Annotated in this window: 8 protein-coding genes and 1 tRNA gene; 7 read left to right on the top strand and 2 right to left on the bottom strand. The window is 42.5% G+C overall.

From position 1 onward, the window contains the following. Window positions 1-255 precede the first annotated feature (255 nt). Window positions 256-1791 (bottom strand): glutamine-hydrolyzing GMP synthase, encoded by a 1536-nt coding sequence (guaA, locus tag QZ176_RS09510; protein WP_295153117.1) that lies wholly within the window; start codon window positions 1789-1791, stop codon window positions 256-258. Window positions 1792-1845: 54 nt separating this feature from the next. Continuing rightward, window positions 1846-2046 carry a hypothetical protein gene (locus tag QZ176_RS09505; RefSeq protein ID WP_295153115.1) on the bottom strand — a complete coding sequence of 67 codons (201 nt, stop codon included), beginning with the start codon at window positions 2044-2046 and terminating at the stop codon, window positions 1846-1848. Here QZ176_RS09505 and QZ176_RS09500 point away from each other — a divergent pair. The 7 genes from QZ176_RS09500 to QZ176_RS09470 form a co-directional block, all read left to right on the top strand. After that, on the top strand, window positions 2017-2484 hold the full coding sequence (locus tag QZ176_RS09500; protein ID WP_295153113.1) for a hypothetical protein: 468 nt from the start codon (window positions 2017-2019) through the stop codon (window positions 2482-2484). The two genes, QZ176_RS09505 and QZ176_RS09500, sit on opposite strands and share 30 nt — an antisense overlap. Continuing rightward, a complete protein-coding gene (gene uvrC / locus QZ176_RS09495; protein WP_295153112.1) occupies window positions 2465-4267 on the top strand; it encodes an excinuclease ABC subunit UvrC in 1803 nt (600 codons plus the stop codon). The genes QZ176_RS09500 and uvrC overlap by 20 nt, the downstream gene beginning before the upstream one ends. 165 nt (window positions 4268-4432) lie before the next feature. Continuing rightward, window positions 4433-8992: an ATP-binding protein gene (locus tag QZ176_RS09490; protein WP_295153110.1), complete on the top strand. Its 4560-nt coding sequence runs from the start codon at window positions 4433-4435 to the stop codon at window positions 8990-8992. Between the two features lie 14 nt (window positions 8993-9006). After that, window positions 9007-9387, top strand: coding sequence for a response regulator (locus QZ176_RS09485; protein WP_005869488.1), 381 nt, complete (start codon window positions 9007-9009; stop codon window positions 9385-9387). Window positions 9388-9399: 12 nt separating this feature from the next. Then, window positions 9400-9476, top strand: a tRNA-Arg gene (locus tag QZ176_RS09480). Between the two features lie 373 nt (window positions 9477-9849). After that, window positions 9850-11865 carry a ShlB/FhaC/HecB family hemolysin secretion/activation protein gene (locus QZ176_RS09475; protein WP_295153108.1) on the top strand — a complete coding sequence of 672 codons (2016 nt, stop codon included), beginning with the start codon at window positions 9850-9852 and terminating at the stop codon, window positions 11863-11865. A 255-nt stretch (window positions 11866-12120) separates the two neighbouring features. Beyond that, on the top strand, window positions 12121-17616 hold a 5496-nt coding region (locus QZ176_RS09470), incomplete at its 3' end, for a filamentous hemagglutinin N-terminal domain-containing protein (protein WP_295153106.1).

Here is a 17616-nt window from a genome sequence, read left to right as displayed (position 1 = left end):
AATTTTTTTATTATAATTTGGCTCATTACTAAGTCTTTTTATAAAATTATCTAACTCGCTCTCAATATCATTACGTTGTTTTTCTAGTTTTGTTTGAAATTCTTCTTTTTTATATAAATCTATAATTTTATTAATTACTTGTTCATCCATACAATTCTCCAAAATAACTAGCCCTGACTTTTAACTCGTTTAGCGTGAATATATCAAAGATAAAATTACCACTAATAAATATAGATACAACTTGTTTGTTTATTGCTACTCCCACTCTATCGTTGCGGGCGGTTTGCTTGAAATGTCGTAAACTACGCGGTTGATGCCGGGCACTTCGTTTATGATGCGGCGAGAGACGTTTTCTAGCAAGTCGTACGGCAGGCGCGAAAAGCTGGCCGTCATTCCGTCGCTAGCGTCCACTACGCGTATGCACACGGCGTTTTCGTAGGTGCGGTTATCGCCCATGACGCCCACGGAGTGCACGTTTAGCAGTACGCAAAACGCCTGCCACGTTTTGTTGTACCAGCCGCTTGATTTTAGCTCGTCGCGTAGGATCACGTCGGCTTTGCGCAGCAGCTCGAGGCTCGGCGTATTTACCTCGCCCATTATGCGGATCGCAAGGCCTGGGCCGGGGAATGGATGGCGGAAAACGACTTCGCGCGAAAGACCTAGCTCAAGCCCTAGCTGGCGCACTTCGTCTTTAAAAATTTCGCGCAGAGGCTCGATCAGTTCAAATTTCATATCCTTAGGCAGGCCGCCTACGTTGTGATGGCTTTTGATCGTCTTGCTTGAGCCTGCGACCGAGCTTTCGATGATGTCGGTGTAGAGCGTACCTTGGGCTAGAAATTTTACGTTTTTGTGTTTTGCCGCTTCTTTGCTGAAAACCTCAATGAAGGTCGCACCGATGATTTTGCGTTTTTGCTCCGGATCGACCACCCCTTTTAGCCTGCTTAAAAATAGCTCGCTAGCATCGATCACGTCTAAGCTCACGCCGAGTTTGAGCCTAAACATCTCCTCTACCGCCTTGCGCTCGCCAGTGCGGAGTAGTCCGTTATCGACGAAAACCGCTATTAGGCTCTGCGGCACCGCATGCGCCAAAAGCGCCGCTACGACCGAGCTATCCACGCCGCCACTTACCGCGCAAAGCACTTTGGCGCTGCCTACGCGCTCTTTTATTTTGATCATCTGCTCTTTGGCGAAGCTGCCCATATTCCAAGTGCTGGTTATTCCGCAGATCTCTTTAGCAAAATTTTTTAAAATTCTATCGCCGAACTCGCTGTGGCAGACCTCGGGGTGAAATTGCAACGCATAAATTTTACGGATCTCGTCGCCGAATACGCACCACTCACTCTCATCCGAGCTCGCCATCACCTCAAAGCCCTCCGGCAGGCTCTCGACCTTGTCCGAGTGGCTCATCCAAACGGTAGAGTTATCCTCCACGCCGCCAAATAGCTTGCTAGCGCGCAGCAGCTTCAAAGAGGCTTTGCCATACTCTTTTTTACCCGCAGGCACGACGCTGGCGCCAAATTTATGCGCGATGAGCTGCATGCCGTAGCAGATACCTAAAATCGGAATTCCAAGCTCAAAAATTCTATCGTCGCAAAAATACGCATCCTTGGCGTAAACGCTAGCGGGTCCGCCGCTTAAAATAAGGCCTTTGGGGTTTTTTGCTTTTATCTTATCGATCGGTGCGTCGTATGCGATCAGCTCGGTGTAAACGCCTTGTTCGCGCAAGCGCCTAGCGATCAGCTGGGTGTATTGAGAGCCGAAGTCCAGCACTAAAATGTCTGCCGTTTGCATGAAATTCCTTTGTAAAAATTTTTAAAAGTATAACAAAGCAAAGCTAAAAGTAGGCTATTTATCGCGTAAAATTCTAACGCTGCCTTTCGTGTCGTTTGTTTTGTTGCCATCCGCGGCGGATGCTTCTGCGTTCGCGGTTTGCTCATCCGCGTCCGAGTAAAAAGGCGGTGCTTTGTATCCGCAGCCGCTAAGCAAAACTAAGATAAAAAATGCTAAAATCCATCTATGGAAAATGCAAGAGAAATAATCGCTCATATCAGAAAAGATCCTTTATATGCCAAGATGCGAGAAAGAGGCGAGTTTTTAGCGATTTTGCCGCTTAGTTGGCAAAGGCTGATCGCTTTCATCTACGTCAAAGATGGCATTTTGATGATAGCCGCGAAACACCCGGCTGGGCTTTGCGAACTAAAACGCGATAGTAATATAAATTTAATAAAAGACGTATTAAAGCGCTTCGTAGCCGCTAGAGAGACGGCGGAGCTTTGCGGCGTCCGCGAGATAAAATTTTTCGTCGCAAGTAGGCTGATGAATAAAAGACGCGCGCAAGCCTTTAAAATGAGTATGCGCCGAAGCAGCGAAATTTTCTCGCCCGAGCGCTCGAACGGAGGATTCAAAAACAAAATCCAAGATCCGCAAATTTATAAAATTTTTGAAGAGATAAGAGGGCTGATCCTTGCTAATAGAGGAGATTAAAAGCCTGCCTGCCGCACCCGGCGTGTATCAGTACTTCGACGCCGCGGGCAAGCTGCTATACGTCGGCAAGGCGAAAATTTTAAAAAATCGTGTCAAAAGCTACTTCTCTTTCACGCCCGCCCTCGCGCCGAGCCCGCGCTTAAGCGCGCGCATCGCCAAGATGATAAGCGAGGCGGTGCATTTAGAATACATCGTAACGCCCAGCGAGAGCGACGCGCTGATACTAGAAAACTCCTTCATCAAGCAGCTCAAGCCCAAGTACAACATCCTGCTGCGCGACGATAAGACCTATCCATATATCTACGTAAATTTAGACGACGACTTTCCGCGCTTTGAGATTACGCGAAAGATCATAAAGGGCAGAAACATCAGATACTTCGGCCCCTATTTTCACGGCGCGAAGGAAATTTTACAGACGCTTTACATGCAGTTTCCGCTCGTGCAGAAGAAAAATTGCGTCAAAGGCAAAAAGGCCTGTTTGTTCCATCAGATAGGGCGCTGCGCCGCTCCGTGCGAGGATAAAATTTCAAAGCAGGATTACGCGCGTATCGTACAAAGCGCGCTTGCCGCCCTAAAAAATCCGCAAAAGATGGTACCGCAGCTTCAGGATCGGATGGCGCGGCTTGCACAGAGCGAAAATTTCGAGGAAGCCGCGCAGATCCGCGATAAGATTGAAATTTTAAAGCAGATGAACGTAAAGGTTGAGGTCGATCTCGCAAAGCTCGATGATTTCGAGGTCTTTGCGATTGCCGCACGTGACGGGCTCGTCTGCGCCGTGCATTTTAGCATACGCGAGGGTAAAATTTCAGCCTCAAACTCGCATATAATCAACTGTAAAGCCCCTAGCGCCGATGATATCGCAAACGCCTACAAGCAAATGATCTTAAGCGCCTTCCCGGCCGCAGCTCCCGTGGCGTGCGCTAAAATTTACGTCTGCGACGAGTTTGACGATGCGGATCTGGTATGCGAAATTTTATCCAAACGCCACGAAAGAGCGTTTAAAATTTACGCGCCGAAAATCGGCGAGAAGCGTAAAATTTGCGAGATTGCATACCAAAACTGCGAGATCAATATCAAAAAGCATCTAAAAACGCACGATTACGCATTTTTGCAGGAGCTGAAGGATTATTTTGATCTTACGAATTTGCCTGTAAATATCGAGGTTTTCGACAATTCGCATATGTTCGGCGCCGCGGCCGTGGGGGCTATGATAAGCTTTCAAGACGGCGAGTTTAACAAGCAAAACTACCGCCACAAGCACCTTAGCTCAAACAACGACTACGATCAGATGCGCGAGTATCTAACTAGCCGCGCGCTTAAATTTGACGAGCTCGCAGCGCCCGATCTGTGGCTCATCGACGGCGGAACGGCTCTGCTAAACTTGGCGGAGGAAATAATCTCAAGCGTTGGAGCAAACGTCGATATAATCGCTATCTCTAAAGAAAAGATCGATGCTAAAGCTCACCGCGCAAAGGGAGCTGCGAAAGATAAAATTTGCACGAAAAGCGGAATTTTTTCGCTGCCTACGGACGATAAAAAACTTCAATTTTTTCAGCGCCTGCGCGATGAAGCGCACCGCTTTGCAATCTCGTTTCACCAAAAAAGCAAACGCAAACTCGATCTGCAAAGCTCAAAACTGCTAAGCTTGGGCGTTAGCAAGGGAAGTCTGAAGAAGCTTTTGGACTTTTACGGCGATTTTGAGAGCATTTATGCGGCGAGCTTCGATGAGATCAGATCGCTTACGAATATCCAAACCGCGGAAAAAATTTTAAACAATCATTAACGAAAACCTAACGCAAAAAGCTATATTTAAAGATTTGTTTAGTAAAATCACCCATTAACTTTGCAGGACGGCTAAATCGTCTCCGCCTAGCGTGACGGAAGCGACTTCGTTTCTCCGGTTGAATAAAATTTAACGTCGCGTAAGCTGCGCTTTGAAGGATTTTGTATGAATTTAAATACTACAAGTGCTTTGAGACTTGTTAGCGGTATCCCGCTACTTTTGATTTTCGCGTTTGCATCATATTTCTTGTTTATCTCTTTACAGGATTACGCCAGAGTGGGAATTTTGCAGCAGCAAATTGCTAAAAACAGCAATCTCGCGGCGTTGGTAGAGCAGGTAGATAAAGAGCGCGGTATCACTTCGGCGTTTTTGGGTAGCGAGGGAAACCCCGGTATGGGAACCCTTCTATCGGGTCAACGCAAAAAAACCGACGATGCGCTTGCAAAGTACAAAGAAAGCAAAAATATCAGCGAAAATGTCGTAAAAAAGACTATTTTTGATATTTTCGCTTATGGCACCGGTAATGACGAGCTTTTGGCTGCCGAAGCCGATATAGACGGTTTATTAGACAAGCTTCCGCAGGTAAGAAGGGATGTCGATGCTCAAAGCAAAAGCTTCGGTGAGCTTTTCAGCTCATATTTTCAAAAATTCGATGATGATGTAAAAACAATCCAACGAGTACTAAGAGAGGGTCTTGTAAGCTCAAATATTACCGTCTGGACGGTTTCATTGCTTAATACTTATGAGGCGATGGATGCCACTGCATCGGAGCGCGACTATATTATCGAATACATTATCGGTAGCAAGGCGATGAATCAAGCGCAGCTAAGGACTTGGGCTAGCTTCAACCTATCTAGTTCGCTTCCTAATTACTACTTCTTGCCGGAATCTGATGCTAGAGCTGCAATTTTAAAAATTCTAGACGGAGAGGAATTTCAAAACGCATTAAGAGAAACTGCTAAAATTTCAGCCACATTGCAGCAAGAAGCGGACGAGGGACACTATAGCGTACCTTTTCAAGAGTGGTTTGCTTCTACTACACTTAAATATAAAAAGTTAAGTGAAATTTCTGAAAAGATCAATGCTGAGCTTGCAGCGCATGCTGATACTTACCTAGCGCAAAGGCTAAGAAACCTATTTATCTTTATCGCTCTTGGTATATGGGTTTTAGCGGCTATTTTGGTCGTTTTTGCCTTGGGTATTACAAGACGTTTAAGACAGAATGTTACCGACCTAGGCAACGTGCTTAGCCGAATCGGCGATTTGACGAATCAGCACGAACATATCGACGTTAGAACTAGTGAGGGTGTTAACAAAGCGTATTCACTTATCGAGGACGCGCTCGATCTGATTGCGTATCAAAAGGGCGCTGCGGAGGATGCCAACAAGGCAAAATCGATCTTTTTAGCTAATATGTCTCACGAGATCAGGACGCCGCTTAACGGCATCATCGGCTTTACGGAGCTTCTTAAAAATACCGATTTGGATGAGGAGAAGCGTGATTACGTTGATACCATCGAAAAATCGTCCGAAAACCTTCTAACGATCATTAATAACATTTTGGATGTATCCAAGATCGAGAGCAATAAAGTCGAGCTTGAGGATATATTATTTAATCCTATCCAAGATTTCGAAAGCGCGGTTGAAATTTACGTCGCCAAGGCTGCCGAAAAGAATATCGACATCTTGCTTTACATCGATCCTACACTCGTGCACCACCTATACGGAGACATCACGAAGATCAAAGAGGTTCTTATCAACCTCATGTCAAATGCTGTCAAATTTACGCCTGAGCACGGCACTATCGTAGTTGAAATTTTAAGAGAGCCTAGCAAAGCTCCGGGAGAGGCGATTGTAACGTTTAGCGTCGAAGATACCGGCATTGGAATTTCTGAAGATAAGCTCGCAAATGTATTTAACGCTTTCTCTCAGGCCGACTCTACGATCACACGCAAATACGGCGGAACGGGTCTTGGACTTACGATTTCGTCGAAATACGTAGCGATGATGGGCGGTAAGCTTCAGGTCAAATCTACCGTAGGAAAGGGTACTAGATTTTACTTCACCCTTGCTTTTAAAGAGACTCAAAAGACTGATGCGGACGCAGTATTTGAAAGTATCAAAGGGCTAAATTTTGCGCTTTTAGCCGATAGTGCCGATACGATGTATAATGATATCGTTAAAAATTATATCAGCAAGCTAGGCGGTAAAATTTCGATATTTAATACGAACGCGCAGTTTCGCTCAGCGCAAAATAATAACAAATATGACGCCCTTATCACTAGATTTAAGAATTACGGCGAGGTTAGCGATATATTGAGTATGCCTACGATCTTAACTCTTAAGCCAAAAGAGCTTCAGAGTATTAGTATTTCAAATTCTAAAATTTTTACCCTCACAGAGCCTTTTAATTTAACTAAATTCGTTAAGACGCTAGATAAAATTTCAAAATCTGGAATTGCTCTAAGCAGATCGGATTTTGCTCCACAGACGCATGAGATTAAGCTGGATGCTGAGGTAGAAAAGCCTATCGCCCCTGATGAAATGATTATGGAAGAGCCGGTAGTAAAAGAAAGACCTATCATCAATAAGCTCGATGAATTACGACATGCTACTACTTCGTCAGCAGACGAGCTACGCGCTATCTTGCAAAGCAGAAGGCGTACGCATGATGCTGAGGCTCATTCTGCGCATAAAGAGGAGGCTGTTAGTAAGCCTAGTATTGCTCAAGAGCTCAAAAAAGAAGCTCCTAAGGTGGAAGAGCCGGTCATTAAGCCTATAGATATCGAGCCTATGAACGATATTAAGATTGAAAAGACAGAGCCTGAATCGCCAAAGATCGATATTGATATTCCTGAAATAGTAATCCCGCGCGCAGAAAAGCCAAAGGTAGAGCCTTCAAGCACAAAGGATGTCCAGACCGATATCGATGAGCCTATATCTTTGGAAATTCCTGATGATTTTGTGGGGCTCAAAACACATGCGACGCAGACCCAGGCTCCTAAAGCCGAAACTCCTAGCATCGATCTTTCTGATATCGAAATAGAGCTTCCTAAGATTAAGAAAGAGGAAGAAGAAGTAAAGGCTGAGCCTGCAAAAGTAGAAATTCCAAAGGCTAAGATTGAGACGCCTAAGGCTGAGATTGAAATTCCTGATATAGATATCGATCTTTCGGATATCAAACCGAGCGCCAAGGTACAAGAGCCTGCTAAAAAGGTTGAAATTCCAAGCGTAGAAGAAGAAATTCCGGTAGCCGTTAAAACCGAGCCTGAAATTCCTATCGCTAAAGCTTCGAAGCCTGATACTTCAAGTGTTTCTGCTCATGAAGATGAAATTTCAAGTGTTAAACTTTCAGAACCTGAAATTCCAACTGAAAAGATAATCGAACCAAAACCTATCGCTGTTGAGCCAGAGCCGGTAGCAATTGAGCCTGAACTAAAACCTATAGAGCCAAAACTTGAAGAGGTTAAACAGGAGCCTTCAAATATCGAGTCTGAGCCAGTAACGCCAGTAGTAGAACCAGCAGCTCAAAATATTCCTGCCGAAGAGCCAAGTATTGAGCCGGAGCCTGTAGATATTCCGAAGGTGGAGCCTGCTACTCAAAACGTTCATGTCGAAGAGCCCGAGATTGAGCCTGTTAGCGTAAAAGTCGAACCGGTAGTGATCCCGAAGCCTGAGGAAGAGGAGATGGTCGAGGTGCCCGTCACTGTATACGAAGACGAGCAGCAGGAAGAAACCATTATGGTCGAAGAGGATGTCGAAGTCGAAGAAGAGGTTGAAGTGCCAGTAGAGCGAAATCCTGCCGATGAAAATGTACCTTTGGTCAATAGAAAATATAATGCCAAAATCCTTATTGCGGAGGATAATGAGATCAATCAAAAGCTTATGAAGCATACATTAAATAGCTTTAATATGAATTTGACGATAGTTGAAAACGGACTTTTGGCGCTGGAAGCCAGAAAAGCCAATAACGACTATGATCTCATATTTATGGATATTTCGATGCCTGTTATGGACGGTATCGAATCCACAAAGCAGATCAAGCAATACGAGCACGAGAATAACCTCCGTCATATTCCGATCGTGGCTGTTACTGCCAATGCGCTAAAGGGCGATAGAGAGAAATTTATGGCGGCGGGGCTTGACGAATACTGCACCAAGCCGATCAAAAAGGATATCTTAGCCCAAATGCTAGATAATTTTATCGGTGATAAACGATCTGATGCAGCGCCAGCCGGTGGAACTACAAAGAAGCTGGTTAAAAAGCTTGTCAAACGCCAGGTACCTAAGACGGTCATTAAAACTGTCAAAGTGCCAAAGACGATAATGAAGCTAGTTCCTAAAAAAAGTATAGTTTCCGATGACGTAGTGAAAGCTAAGGGTGCGCGTGTGCCGACAAAAGATATACTTATATGCAAGGCAAACATTATGGAAAGTAAAATTTTTGCTAGCATATTAAAACATCAGTATAAAGACGTAGAAATTGCGGGCAATTTCGACCAGCTTATTTCTATGGCGGCTACGGGCAGCTATAAGCTTGTTTTGATTGATAAAAAGCTAGCGGGGCTAGACTTAGCGGCGTTAGAGAGCTTGCGCCGAAAAGCGCCTGCGACCAAGCTAGTTCTGTTTTCTAACGACAACGATGAAAATCCACTATTTAGCGAAGTCGCTAGTTACAATATCACCAAGTCGGGTCTTGAGAAACTCGCACAAAAATATATATAAGGATGAGGTCTTAAATGAGAGATTTGAAAGTTTTAACGGTTGATGACGACGCTATAAATTTAAAGCTACTTGAAGTTATGCTAAAAAAATACGGCAAATTCCAAACCATACTCCAAGCCAAAAACGGCTTGGACGCCCTTGCTGTACTCGAAGTTCAGCCCGTTGATTTGATTTTATTAGATATCGTAATGCCTGTGATGAATGGGCTGGAATTTTTAGATAATCTTCACGCTAGAGAAAGTATAGCTCATATCCCCGTCATTGTCCTTACGACGGACGAGACCGCTAAACGAGAGGCTTTAAATAAGGGTGCTTATGACTTTATGACAAAGCCCATCAATGACAAAGATCTTCACAAAAAACTAGACGATGTTATGAATATTATCGGCGATTAAATTGCCGATTTTGTCCTCGTAGCTCAGTAGGATAGAGCGCAAAATTCCTAATTTTGAGGCCACAGGTTCGAATCCTGTCGGGGACACCATCTATCAAATTTTTCCCCTATTTTTAGTTTTTTGATTTTTTTAAAAGCCCTGTTTTACGGCTTTTCCAAATTTTTTCAAAAAATTTCAAATACTAAAAACGCTAGATTATACAGGCAGTTTAAGAAAAACTGCTATATTAAAAATCAAAATTCTAGGCATAATAAAATTTAAAATCTCAATTTACACCAAAATCCAAGAAACCTTACCCGAAAATTTAAAAAATTAGTGTATTATCACCAGTTTTAATTGATAGTCCCTAGCGGAAGACAAAGCCTATAAAAAGCGAATATATGCCAATAGATGCTTTTGTCATGCTTAAACTATAAAGTTTTTTTGCGGCAATATTCCAATCGTAAAAAATAGGCGCAATCGATGTTTGATCAAAAACCATTATTCTATTATGACGATAGTAAATTTAAAGGAGCCTCTTTGCAACCCTGCGGCGTTAAAAGCGTCAAGCTTATTCTAGCCTCTATCTTTATAAGCTTAAGCCTAGCTCCTAAAATATTAATGGCTACTCCTGCCGATATTTCGGGCGCCATAAACTCTGAAGAGCAAAGAATAAGATCAATTAGACAAGGCGTAGAGAATCCCTTTATAACGATACGCAGCGAGCAATCTTCCGCTTCAAGCGCAACCGCGGAGCCCAAGAAAGCAGGAATTTGCTTTAAAATTTATGAGATCAAACTGATTAACGCAGAAGTGCAAAACGAGCAGAAAAGTAGCGCGGATTCTAAATTTAACGAAGCAGATTACGAATCTAAAAACAAAGATGATCTGAAAACTCCAGCCGTCAACCCTAAAGGTGGTGCCGGCTCGGGTGTTCCTACCTTTAAGCCGAATGATGGAAACTTGGGGCGCGTGAAAGTAAAAACTTCCGCTAAGTCCATTGGTCCTACCTCAAATTCCGATCATTCCGTTCCGCCCGGGTTTGAAAGAATTCTAAGCTCCACTCTAAAAGAGCTTAAATTTAAAAGCGGCGACTGCTTGGGAAGCGATGAAATTTTAACTCTGGCAAGAGCGTATAATAACAAAATCATATCCGCAGGCTTTATCACTACGTCCGTTTCCATCCCCCAGCAAAACATCTCCTCGGGCACCCTTCTTTTGGCTCTGCATCCCGGACGCATAGGCGAGATATCGCTTGAGCCCGGCTCTGAAGCTAAGAACCAAAGAAGTATCTTTACCGCATTCGGCGGCGATAAGAGGGGAGAGATTTTAAACTTAAGAGATCTGGAGCAGGCTATGGAAAATTTCAATGCCGCTTCAAGAAGCGAGGCGGAGATAAGTTTAAGCCCTTCGGCAAAGCAGGGTTGCTCCGATATCAATATCTCTAAACAGCAAAGCTTGCCTCTGCTGTTTAGACTAAGCGCGGATAATCTGGGCTCCAAATCTAGCGGCAAATACCAAGGCACGGCTATGCTTTACGGCTTAAATTTACTTGGATTAAACGAGAGCGTATTTGCTTCTTACGGTAGGAATTTTTTAAGAGGAGATAAAAAATCTTTAGGGGATGATAGCAAAAGCGGCAGATCGGCTAACTACTACGCAGGCTTTAGTATACCTTTCGGATATTTTTCTCTATCCTTTTGGCAGAACAGATACACCTACGATCAAATAGTACCGGGAGCATATGAGCTTTATACCTATAGCGGAAGCAGCGTTAGAAGAAATTTGGATCTTAACTACGTATATTTTAGAAATCAAAACTCCAAAAATTCTCTGTTTTTTAGAATTTGGCAAAAAAAGTATAAAAACTATATACAAGATTATGAGCTTAGCAACCAAAGAAAGCGTGAAGGCGGCTATGAGGCGGGACTAAAATCTAAGGTATTTTTTGACAACTCTTCAGTAGAGATGATGCTTTCGTACCTAAAATCCACGGGGGCGTTTAACGCTCTAAGGGCGCCTGATGAAGACTTCGGCGGCGGAAGCTCTAGATATCATTTGATAAACGCCGCGTTAAATTTTAAAACCAGATCCTCCGCTATCCCTTTAAGCTACGAGTTGGAACTTTACGCAAGAAGAGCCAGCACCCATCTTAGCCCTATAGATAGGCTAAATATCGGCGGATATTATAGCGTTAGAGGATTTGACTCTCAGATGAGCCTGCTTGGAGATAGCGGTTTTTATATAAGAAATACCTTGGAATATAAGTATTTTAAAAACAACGGCATCTACCTGGCCTTTGATGTCGGCAAACTCAGCTCTAAGGGAAAAGATTATCCCGCAGAGGGCGAAATGCTTAGCGGAGGTGGCGTAGGCCTTAGAGGAAATATTTCAGGCTCTTTTAGCTATGATCTTTTGGTAGCTTTTCCTATTAGTAAACCGGAAAATTTTAAAACGGATAGCCCCGCTTTAAATTTCTCTTTAAGCTACGACTTTTAAATTTAGCAAAATTTTATCGGCGCTTACCGCGGCGTTTAATATAAACGAAGACTATATAACTCTTAGTAAATTTTACTAACTATTTTAGCGCAGATACGCTATACTAAGAGCCGAGAAATAGCAATCCTGCGCCCAGACCGAACTCCAAAGCTAATTCAAATAAATTTTAAATAAAATATCCTAAATTTACTATTTTTTTAAGAAAGTATTCAAGAAATTTAAGATATAAACCCATCGCAATCGGAGGTTATTAGTATGCAAATTTTATGTTTAAGCTCTATTTTTGATGGCGCAGGGCGTCTTAGCACCCCTACTCATACAAAAGAATATTTCGGCGTCTTTACCCAAGCAAAGAAACGCCTTGCCGCTCTTTTGCTTCTTAGCTTGTTAGCTCCCTGTTTTTCATATTGCGAGATAATACCCGATAACTCCGCTCCCGTAAATCATAGAGCTTCGGTGTCTCAAACTCCGAATGCTCCCGCCACTCAAATAGATATCGCCTCTCCTAACGATAAGGGGATTTCTATCAACGAATACTCCAAGCTTAACACTCCTAAAGAGGGCACGGTATTTAATAACTCTCAAGCAGGAGCTATAAGTAAAACTGCAGGCTATATACCGCCAAATCCAAGGCTCAATCGCGGCGAAGCTAAGCTTATAATCAATCAGGTAAACTCGCCTCTTCCTTCAAATTTGCAGGGCAATATAGAAATAGCCGGTAAAAAAGCCGATCTCATCATCGCTAATCCTAGTGGCATCAATGTAAACGGCGCTACCATAATAAATTCCTCCTCCACTACGTTAAGCACCGCCACACCCTCCTATGAAAACGGATATCTTAAATCCCTAAACATAAGCAAGGATGGCTCTATAAATATAGGAGCGGACGGCCTAAACGATAACGGAGATTATCTAAACGTAATATCTAATAGCCTAAAGCTGGAGGGTAAAATTTACGCAAACGAGATAAACGTAGTAGCGACGGACGGTAAGGTATCTTTAAAAAATACAAACTCCGGATTGAGGCAGGATAATTTAAAGATCGAGCAAGAAGGGGGATCGCATCCTAAAGGTGTATCCATAGACTCCTCGGCCCTAGGCGGAATGTATGCGGGCAAGATAAATATAATATCTACTAAAGATGGAGCGGGCATCAATAATAAAGGGGCTATCTTAGCGGACAGCTCTTTAAAGATAGACGCTAACGGAGATCTGATAAATGAAGGAAAGCTGGGTTCCAACGGACAGACTCAAATCAGCTCAAAGACCATCTCCAACCAAAAGGGCTCTAAAATTTCAGCCTCCAAACTGGGTATAAAAGCCTCATCGGTAGAAAACAGAGGAAATATACAGGCTAATACTCTAAAGCTAAAAGCGGATAGACTAGATAATATAAAAGGTACCATAAGCTCAAGCTCCGCCTTAAAGATAGAAGCAAAGACCCTAAGCAACAAAGATAGAGCCGTAATAGGAGCGGCTAAGAGCGAAAGGCTAAATGAACTGGGCTTGGACGATACCAAAGACCCTTCCAAAACAGGAGTTATTCCTCCCTCCAAAAACGAGCTTAGCATAATAAGCGCGGATCATATATCGAATATAGGCGGAGCGATACTTTCAAACGAAAGCTATTTGGATATAAAAGATAGTCTCTTAAACGATAATAGCCTAATGGTATTAAGGGCGTTGGATTCCGAAATTCCAAATTTTTATAACCTTTCAGGTTCTACCTTTATAGTGCAAGAGGGCTTAAGCTTGCGCGGCAACAATCTACGCAACGAAAGCTCAAAGATCATCTCCCTAGGAGGCGCTCTTTTAGGCTACGACAGCATAGATAACTCCAAAGGCTCTATCCTAAGCGGAGGAAATTTAATCATAAACAAAGGCGCTCTTAATAATGAAGAGGGGCTGATAAGCTCCAAAGGGGATCTTGCCTTAAACATAGATAGTCTTAGCGCTTTAGGTAAGCTAAGCTCTGACGGTAGTTTATATCTTGGGCTAAAGGACGACTTGAGCTATAACGGAGGGATCTACGCAGGCGGCGGTATATACTTAAACCTGCAAGGAAATTTTATCGCCTTGCAAAGGCTGATTTCCAATAAAGATCTGATAATAAACGCAAAGGGTATCAAAAACGAAAGCATCATAGCCGCACTTGGAAAATTAGCTTTAAAAGCAAAGGAGCAAATTTTAAATTTAGGCTCTTTAATCGCGCGCGGTGAGCTGATAACAAACTCTGAAAGCCTAATCAATAAAAAAGCCCTCGTTTATGCGCAAGACGGCATAAATTTAAACGCTAAAAATATCCTCAATCAAGACGCGTCCAATATACTTAGCGGAGGGGATATAGTTATAAATACTAGCTTTCTTAGCAACGAAGCGCTATCCAACATCATCTCTCAAAGAAATTTAAATATTTTTAATGAAAGAGGCGGGGAGGGCAAAGTAGACGAGATCATTAACGCCTCCTCTTTGATATATGCAAGGGGCGCTCTTAATATCGGCGCTAAAAAGCTAAACAACCGCTCGGTTAACGAGCCCGTAAAGAGGGTTCAAAGCACCGGTTATAATATAGATTTTACCTGCAATGGCGATGGCTGGGGTTGCAGCGGCGTAGCCATCCCTTTAAAGGTCAATGCGGCAGAGATAAAAGAGCGCATCCTTAAGCAAAATCCTAATATTAGCCAGGACGAGCTAAACGCTAAGATCATGGAGGAGCTTAGCGAGCAAGATATGAATCTATATGTATTAAGCTTATATAAAAATACTAGGCTTCCAGGGGAGGATACTAGGCTATATGACGCTATAACGTTAAGCTTAAAAGATAATCTCTTTGGCATAAGAAGAAGCAAACCTCATAAGAAGGAGAGGTTAAGGCAGATAAGCTACAGCATCAATAAAGAGTATATAACGGAAGATAGCCTAAGTAAATTTATGGGCTCAAACATAATCTCCGCAGGGGATAGTAACCTTAACATAGATGAGCTAAATAACGATAAGAGCGTAATTTATGCCTATAACGATCTGCTCTTAAATGTAAAGAGTCTAAACAACCGCTCTTTAAGTCTAAATCATAGTATAACGAGCCAGGCGGAGTATAGATGGAAACATAAAAGCCACGGGGGTAAAGGCGGCTATAGCGACCAAAAGAATATCTACTACTCCCAGCCTGCTATTATCTCCATAATAGGAGCTAAAAAAGATATAAAAGGCTACGCGGGCGATATTTCAAATTTAAACTCACACGGGCAGATAAACTCTAGTAACGCTCCTACTCTTATAAAGGAAGCTTTTTCTAAAATAGATTACTCCCTAATAGGCAAGGGGCTCCTTAATCCTAACGCTTTAAATCTCAATAAAAACGATCTCGCGCCTAGCCTTAATAACGAAGCGGATATGCAAGATATTATTAGACCTAGCTATATAAACAATCTCTTTTCACCTATAAGCAGTAAATTTTATAATACCTTCTACGTTTATAGCGAGCTGATACCGGATTTTTCATATATGCACAATAAACTAAGCTTGCTTTATGATAAAAAAAGGACATCCTTGAACTCTTCAGAGGAGGAAGATGACGGTACCTTACTTAGCTCTGCTCCTTCTTTGATATACGCAGGAGGCAATATAAATTTAAGCGTAAACGGCGATCTTAGAAACGAAGGGATAATCTACGCGGGATCAAATATGAACCTAAAAGCGGGCAGCGTATCAAATTTAAACTCCGCCTCCATTATTGCCGCGAACGCCCTAAGCATATCGGCTAATAAGGATATAATAAACGCCTCCTCTTTGATACAAGGGCATAGCGTAAGCTTAAATGCGGGCAGAGATATAGTACATAAAACTCTAAGTAAAGAGATAAACTTAAATAGAGCCTACGGCGATCAAAGCAGCACCTATATAGGCACTATCTCAAATATAAAATCTACCGAAGGCGGCATAGCGTTAAATGCAGCTCGCGATATAACCGTAACCGGAGCAAGCATAGACTCTGCTGCAAATTTGATCCTAAACGCCGTAAATGACGTAAATATAAATAGCGCGAAAGAGAAGCTAAGCTATAACTTTAAAAGCAAAGGGGGACATTATAAAGAGGATATCGTTAAGAATACAAGCTCCAAGCTTAACGCCAAAGATAATATCCTAATTAAAGCAGGCGGTATAGCCATAAGCGGAGCGGATATTAATGCGCATAACGGAGATGCTTTGCTGCAGGCAAAGAACTCCATAAATCTAAGTGGGGATATCGATAGCAACTACTACGAGAGCGAATTTAAAGAAAAGGGCTTTGCGTCTAAAAAAAGCACTACTACTAAAGCTTTAAATCAAAGCGTAGTACCTACTAGCATAAGCGCTAAAAATATAATGCTTAGCTCGCAAGAAGCTGATATTAATATAGCAGGCTCTGCGTTAAAAGCTAAAGAAGCTATAGATATGCAGGCGGGAAACAATATCAATATATCGCCTCTAAGCTATAACTCCTTAAACTATAAAAATAGCTCCAAATCCTCTTTGGGCGGATTGAAAGCTAGCATGGATATGCACTCGCTTTATAAGCAAAATTTACAAAGCTCCTCCCTATCTAGCGAAACAGCAGATATAAACTTAAGAGCAAAGAACGATCTAAGCTTAATATCTGCGGATATTTCAAGCGGACGCAATCTAAACTTGGGCGCGGGAAATTCCATAAATATCCTAGCAGCCAAGGAATATAAAGAGGAGCTAAGCGCCCATAAAAGAACAAGATTCAACCCTATATCGGTTCTAACATATTCCGGTTTGGTAGCAGCATCTATCATAGCTCCGGAAAATGCTATAGCTGCTATAGGAGTAGAAAAGATAGGCGGCAAGACCTTTACTGAGATATATAGATCGGATTATAATAGCAAGCAGGTAAAAGAGGGTATATCGAAACTATCTGATATCAAAGCTGCGGGCGATATAGGCTTAAACTCTCCTACAGCTTTTATAACTTCAAATATGAAAGCGGGCGGAGATATAAATATAGATGCTAAAAACCTAACGATATCCGCTGCCGCTAACGAATATAGCGAACAAAGCTTGCAAAAAAGCACCTCTGTATCTGTTGCTAAAGTAAAAGATATTCTAAGTCAGATGAAGCCTAAGTCCATAGATGAATTTAAGAAGGACACTAGTATCAAAGTAAAGTTAGCCGATGCCTCATACGATAAATCCAATACGAACCTATACGGTACCAAAGCCGTCTCTTCTAATATGGAAGCTAAAAATATAACTCTTAGAGGGGATAATAGCCTAAGCGTTATAGGCTCAAACCTAAAGGCCAAGGAGGATCTTAACTTAATATCCAAAGATGGAAATATAAATATAATAAATTCCACCGATACCGCAAGCTCCTCATCTAACTCTAAGCATCTGGAAGGCTCCCTATCTCTTACCGTACAAAACGAATATGCCCAGATAGCTCCTGCGGCTATCGCCTTGCAAGAAGCGATAAAACAGCTAAATCAGACCAAAAAGCAATATAAGGAGTATAAGGATCAGAAAAATGCTCTACAGGATAAACTTGTCGAGTTAAAGAGCCGCTATAAGGCTAAAGAGGCAGGCATAGACTACTCCGATATCGAAGACCTACAAAACATAATAGAAGACGTAAAGGACGAAGAGAAATACTATCTATCAAATATCGCTCTAGCTACCGCTAACGTAGCCTCTAAAACCGCCGCCCTCATCTCCCAAAAAAGCGCCGCATCTGCAAGCTCATATACCTGG

Origin of the sequence: uncultured Campylobacter sp. (assembly GCF_905373215.1) — a bacterium.
GTDB lineage: Bacteria > Campylobacterota > Campylobacteria > Campylobacterales > Campylobacteraceae > Campylobacter_B.
Note: the sequence above shows the minus strand (reverse complement) of the source record. Positions and strands in the feature narration are given on the sequence as shown.

What these genes read in the sequence shown, in the direction of transcription:
- QZ176_RS09500 (WP_295153113.1), top strand. Translation starts at nt 2,017, where the DNA reads ATGGAAAATGCAAGAGAAATAATCGCTCATATCAGAAAAGATCCTTTA.
- QZ176_RS09475 (WP_295153108.1), top strand. Translation starts at nt 9,850, where the DNA reads ATGTTTGATCAAAAACCATTATTCTATTATGACGATAGTAAATTTAAA.
- guaA (WP_295153117.1), bottom strand. Translation starts at nt 1,791, where the DNA reads ATGCAAACGGCAGACATTTTAGTGCTGGACTTCGGCTCTCAATACACC.
- QZ176_RS09485 (WP_005869488.1), top strand. Translation starts at nt 9,007, where the DNA reads ATGAGAGATTTGAAAGTTTTAACGGTTGATGACGACGCTATAAATTTA.
- QZ176_RS09490 (WP_295153110.1), top strand. Translation starts at nt 4,433, where the DNA reads ATGAATTTAAATACTACAAGTGCTTTGAGACTTGTTAGCGGTATCCCG.
- QZ176_RS09505 (WP_295153115.1), bottom strand. Translation starts at nt 2,046, where the DNA reads ATGAGCGATTATTTCTCTTGCATTTTCCATAGATGGATTTTAGCATTT.